This is a genomic window from Saccharomonospora saliphila YIM 90502, from assembly GCF_000383795.1.
Taxonomy (GTDB): domain Bacteria; phylum Actinomycetota; class Actinomycetes; order Mycobacteriales; family Pseudonocardiaceae; genus Saccharomonospora; species Saccharomonospora saliphila.
The window spans coordinates 167,248-171,819 of sequence record NZ_KB912656.1; the positions used below are offsets into that span (position 1 = coordinate 167,248).

General features: G+C 74.1%; 5 protein-coding genes. 3 read left to right on the forward strand and 2 right to left on the reverse strand.

From position 1 onward, the window contains the following. The coding region (locus SACSA_RS22300; protein WP_019815461.1) for a ParA family protein at nucleotides 1-913 on the reverse strand (913 nt) is incomplete at its 3' end. Between the two features lie 68 nt (nucleotides 914-981). Here SACSA_RS22300 and SACSA_RS0109780 point away from each other — a divergent pair. From SACSA_RS0109780 to SACSA_RS0109790, 3 genes are all read left to right on the forward strand, one after another. Continuing rightward, nucleotides 982-1,740 carry a methyltransferase domain-containing protein gene (locus SACSA_RS0109780; RefSeq protein WP_028661733.1) on the forward strand — a complete coding sequence of 253 codons (759 nt, stop codon included), beginning with the start codon at nucleotides 982-984 and terminating at the stop codon, nucleotides 1,738-1,740. A gap of 117 nt (nucleotides 1,741-1,857) precedes the next feature. Continuing rightward, a complete protein-coding gene (locus SACSA_RS0109785) occupies nucleotides 1,858-3,123 on the forward strand; it encodes a DNA polymerase IV (RefSeq protein WP_019815465.1) in 1,266 nt (421 codons plus the stop codon). Between the two features lie 221 nt (nucleotides 3,124-3,344). Then, nucleotides 3,345-3,764 carry a DUF3040 domain-containing protein gene (locus tag SACSA_RS0109790; RefSeq protein WP_019815467.1) on the forward strand — a complete coding sequence of 140 codons (420 nt, stop codon included), beginning with the start codon at nucleotides 3,345-3,347 and terminating at the stop codon, nucleotides 3,762-3,764. Between the two features lie 317 nt (nucleotides 3,765-4,081). Here the strand turns inward: SACSA_RS0109790 and SACSA_RS22305 are convergent. After that, on the reverse strand, nucleotides 4,082-4,572 hold a 491-nt coding region (locus SACSA_RS22305; RefSeq protein WP_048876597.1), incomplete at its 5' end, for a DUF4129 domain-containing protein.

Genomic DNA, 4,572 nt, shown 5'->3' on the forward strand with positions numbered 1-4,572 from the left:
CGATCGGCAGCAGACCGGTCGCGGACTCCACGGGGCCGTCCTCGTGCTCTGCCTCCGACGTGGCGGTGTCGCCGGGCCACGCGTCCGGCGCGGCGGTGTCCTCCCCGCCGGGGCCGAGGCGGTGCCGTCCCGCGCGATCCGAGCGCAGGATCTTGGCCAGCACCATGTTGAACGTCAGCGCGATCTCCCGGGAGGCGGGCGAGCCCCACTCGTGGATCGGCGTGCACGCGCCCTGTGCCTGCTGGATGACCAGGCGGTCGGGGATGGCGGTCGGCATGACGAGCCTGCCGAACGACTCGCGTAGCTCCTCGATCCGGTACTGGTGCTCGTACGAGCGCACCCTGAGGCGGTTGACGAGCACGCCCGCGGGCCGCAGCCGTGGGTTGTGCTCGCTGCGCACCGTGTCGATCGCCTCCAGCGCGCGCTGGGCGCCGGAGACGGCGTACATCGTCGGCTCGGTGACCAGCAGCGCGCTGTCGGCGGCGAGCAGCGCCGACCGGGTCAGCCTGCCCAACGACGGGGGACAGTCGAGGATCGCGATCTCGTACGGCTCGCCGTCGGGCCGGGCGCGCAGCTCGTCCAGCGCCCGGGCGAGGCCGTCGATACGGGGCGCGTCCGGGCCCGGCTCGTTGAGCAGCTCCAGGTCCTCCGAGCCGACGAGGACGTCGAGCCGGTCGCTCCACCCGCTGGCGGCGATCGCCCTGTCGAGCACGGCGAGCCGGGGCGAGTCGAGCACGTCGGCGAGGGTGGCGTCGGTGAGCGGCGGGTCGAGCGTGGCGGTGGCGTTGCCCTGCGGGTCGAGGTCGCCCACGAGGGTCCGGGCGCCCCTGCGCAGCGCGGCGGAGGCCATCCCCAGCGCGACCGTCGTCTTGCCGACGCCTCCCTTGAGACTCAGAACGGCGACCGTGTGCACACCCGCGAGCGTAGCCCTGTCCGGTCACCGTGAGAACGAGTGTGGTCGGGCAACTACCCTTGTGCCCCATGCGAGCGGAGACTTCGGCCGGTCAGGGGTCGGCGGCGGTGCGGGCGGTGCTCCACGACGAGGTGCGCGCGGCGCGTGCCCGGGGAACCGAGGAGCCGGTGGTGGTCGACGTCGGGGGTGGCAGCGGTGTGTGGGCCGTGCCGATCGCCGCGGCCGGGTGCTGGGTGACCGTGGTCGAACCCAACCCCAACGCGCTGGCGACCCTCGAACGCCGTGCCTCCGAGGACGGGGTGTCCGACCGGATCACCGTGGTGGCCGACGACTCCGACGCGCTCGCCGACCACGTCGAGCCCGGCACGGCGGACGTGGTGCTGGTCCATTCCGTGCTCGAGGTCGTGGACGACCCGCGCGCGGTGCTCGACGCCGCCGCGCGGATCACCACCCCCGGCGGTGCGGTGTCGGTGCTGACCGCCAACCGGTACGCGGCCGTGCTGCACCGCGCGCTCGCAGGCAGGATCGCGGAAGCGCACCGCTTGCTCGTCGATCCGGACGGCGTCCTGTCCCACGACTCCGAGACGCTGCTGCGCCGCTTCGACACCGAAGGGCTGACCCGGCTGCTGGGCGAGACCGGTCTCGACGTCGAGCTGGTCCGGGGCGACCACGTGGTCTCGGAGATCGTGCCCACCGCCGCGGATTCGAGCGGCGCGTCCCTGGGCTGGGAGAAGGAACTCGCCGAGTTCGAGGCGGCCGCCTCGAGCACCCCTCCGCTGCGCGACATCGCCAGCCGCCTTCACGCCGTGGCACGCAGGCACCGCTGACGGACGCGGGGACAGAGCCGTCCGTGGGTACCCGGCCGGGCACCCGGGTGGTGTGCCCGGCCACGCGGCGCCGTGACGGGCCGGACTGTCGGAGGGAGCGGCTAGGCTCCTGTTCCGATGGGACGTCAGACCGCACCGCCCGAGGGGTTCGACCGGTTCCGGGTCACCGGCGCGCGGCGCCCGGACGACACCGGGTGTGGGGTCCTGCACGTCGACATGGACGCGTTCTTCGCCGCCGTCGAGTTGCGTACCCGCCCCGAGCTGGCCGAGGAGCCGGTCGTGGTCGCGGGCGCCGGGCCACGGTCGGTCGTGGTCTCGGCCAACTACCCGGCCCGCCGCTACGGCATCCACTCGGCCATGCCCGCGTCGCGGGCGCGCGTGCTCTGCCCGCACGCGGTGTTCCTCCCTCCGACGCGGGGTCTCTACAGCGAGGTTTCCCGGGGCGTGATGGCGGTGTTCGCCGACGTGACGCCGCTGGTCGAGCCGCTGAGCCTGGACGAGGCCTTCCTCGACGTCAGCGGCGCGCTACGCAGGCTCGGCCGCACCCCGGCCGAGATCGCCGAGGACATCCGCGACCGGGTCGCCGCCGAGCACGGCATCACCTGTTCGGTGGGGGTCGCGGGGGTGAAGTTCGTGGCCAAGCTGGCCTCGGGGCTGGCCAAGCCGGACGGCACGCTGGTCGTGCCGGTGGAGCGGACACGGGAGTTCCTGCACCCGCTTCCCGTATCGGCGCTGTGGGGCGTGGGACCGAGGACCGCCGCGACCCTGCGCGACCACGGGCTCGACACCATCGCCGACATCGCCCGCACGCCGCGCGACCGGTTGTCCCGGATGCTGGGGGCCGCCGCGGGCGCACACCTGCACTCCCTCGCGCACGGCCGGGACGAGCGGCCGGTCGTGCCGGAGTCGGAGGAGAAGTCGGTGGGGGCGGAGCGCACCTTCGACACCGACCTGAGTTCGTCGGCCGCGCTCGACCGGGAGCTGCTGCGGCTGGCGGAGCGTGTGGCGGCCACGCTCAGGGCACGAGGACTGCGCGGGCGGACCGTCTCGCTCAAGGTGCGCTTCGGCGACTTCCGCACCATCACCCGGGCACGCACCCTGGCCGGTCCGACCGACGTCGGGCGACGCATTCACGCCACGGCGGTGGCGCTGCTCGCCGAGGCGGCCTCCGGAGCGGCCGTGCGGCTGCTCGGGGTGCGGGTCGAGGGACTGAGCACCGGCGAGGAGCCGGAGCAGCTCAGCTTCGGCGACCAGCTCGGAGTCGACGCCGACGAGCCCGGCACCCGGTGGCGGGAGGCCGAGGTGGCCGCCGACGTGGCCCGGTCGCGCTTCGGCGCGGCGGCCGTGCGCCCGGCCTCGCTACTCGACCACGACGAGGTATGATCGTGGTGGGACGAATCCCTGGTCGAGCGCCTGGTCCTCCTCGCCGCGCTGCTCCTGTCGGGCCAACCGGCATGGTCGCCGACGAGATCGGGTAGTCGTTCGGGCCCAGGGCTCGTATCCTGGTAGCGACACCCCGATCGGGGGGTCGTTGGGTCCACGACAACGCGCGGTTCCGGCGCCCACCAGGGGTCGCCAGACAACGCTGTGCCGGAGGAGGAAAGATGCCACTCTCCGAGCATGAGCAGCGGCTGCTCGATCAGATCGAGCGCGAGCTCTATGCCGAGGACCCCAAGTTCGCATCCACGGTACGCGGCACCGGGATGCGCCGCCCGACACGCCGTCGGCGCCTGCAGGGCATCGCTCTTCTGATCGTGGGCGTCGCCTTCCTGGTGCTCGGCGTCGTGCTCCCGGCGTCGTTCCTCCGGGTCGCCGAAATCCCATGGCTGAGCGTGCTGGGGTTCCTGGTGATGTTCGTCGGCGCGCTGCTCGCTGTCACCGCCCTGCGCGGCTCCGGTGAGCCGGAGAACGCCGAGGCGGGTGGTTCCGGCGGCGGCTCCGGCCGCGGCGGGGGCGGAGGCCGCCGCGGCGGGTTCGCCCAGCGCATGGAGGACCGTTTCCGGCAGCGTTTCGAGGACCGCTGAGCCCGTCGACACCGCTGAGCCTGTCGACACCGCTGAGCCTGTCGACACCGCTGCGTGCCGCCGGTACCGGGCGAGTTCGCTGAGGTCGTGCGGCATCGCGGACCTCACCCGCCCGTGGCCGCCTCCCTCGCACAGCGGGGGCGCACCGTGGACCCGGGTCCGCTCGGCGAGAGCCGCCCGGACCCGGGCTTTGTCATGTCCTTGGTACTGGTCCCGGTCGGCAGCACCCGCGCGGCACCAGCGACGTCGGCCTGTCACCGGGGTAATCCCCGCCCGTGCTCCGGCTGGCGCCGCCCGGGCGCCCGCAGGAACCGACGTCACCTCCGGCGGAGGACCGACCGGGGGAACAGACGGGCGCGCCACGATCTCGGACAGCCGCGGCGCAGGCCGTCGAGCACGCGATGGAACGCGTCCGCGAAGGCGCCGTCGCCTGCCGTGCCGTGCGGGCCGTACCACGCCCGCTCGATCGCGGTGACCACCGTACGCAGGTCGTCGCGCCCGGCGGCGTCCAGCCGGGCGTCCCGGGCGATGGTCCGGGCGGTTTCCCGCACGGTGCCGGTACCGGTCAGGGGCAGACCCCGGTCGGTGCAGTCCTGCACCAGCTCGTGCCAGGCGGCGTCGGTCGCGCCCGGGCGGTGCTCGTCGACCACGCGCAACCGGCGTCCCCGTCGCACCACGCGCACCACCGACGGAACCGCCACGAGCATCCCCACGGCCACCAGCGCCAGGGCGAGGCTCCAGTGCACCCACCACGCCACCACCACCGTGGCCGCCAGCCACGCCGCGCCGGTGGCGGCGGCGAGTGGAC

What these genes read in the sequence shown, in the direction of transcription:
- SACSA_RS0109780 (WP_028661733.1), top strand. Translation starts at nt 982, where the DNA reads ATGCGAGCGGAGACTTCGGCCGGTCAGGGGTCGGCGGCGGTGCGGGCG.
- SACSA_RS0109785 (WP_019815465.1), top strand. Translation starts at nt 1,858, where the DNA reads ATGGGACGTCAGACCGCACCGCCCGAGGGGTTCGACCGGTTCCGGGTC.
- SACSA_RS0109790 (WP_019815467.1), top strand. Translation starts at nt 3,345, where the DNA reads ATGCCACTCTCCGAGCATGAGCAGCGGCTGCTCGATCAGATCGAGCGC.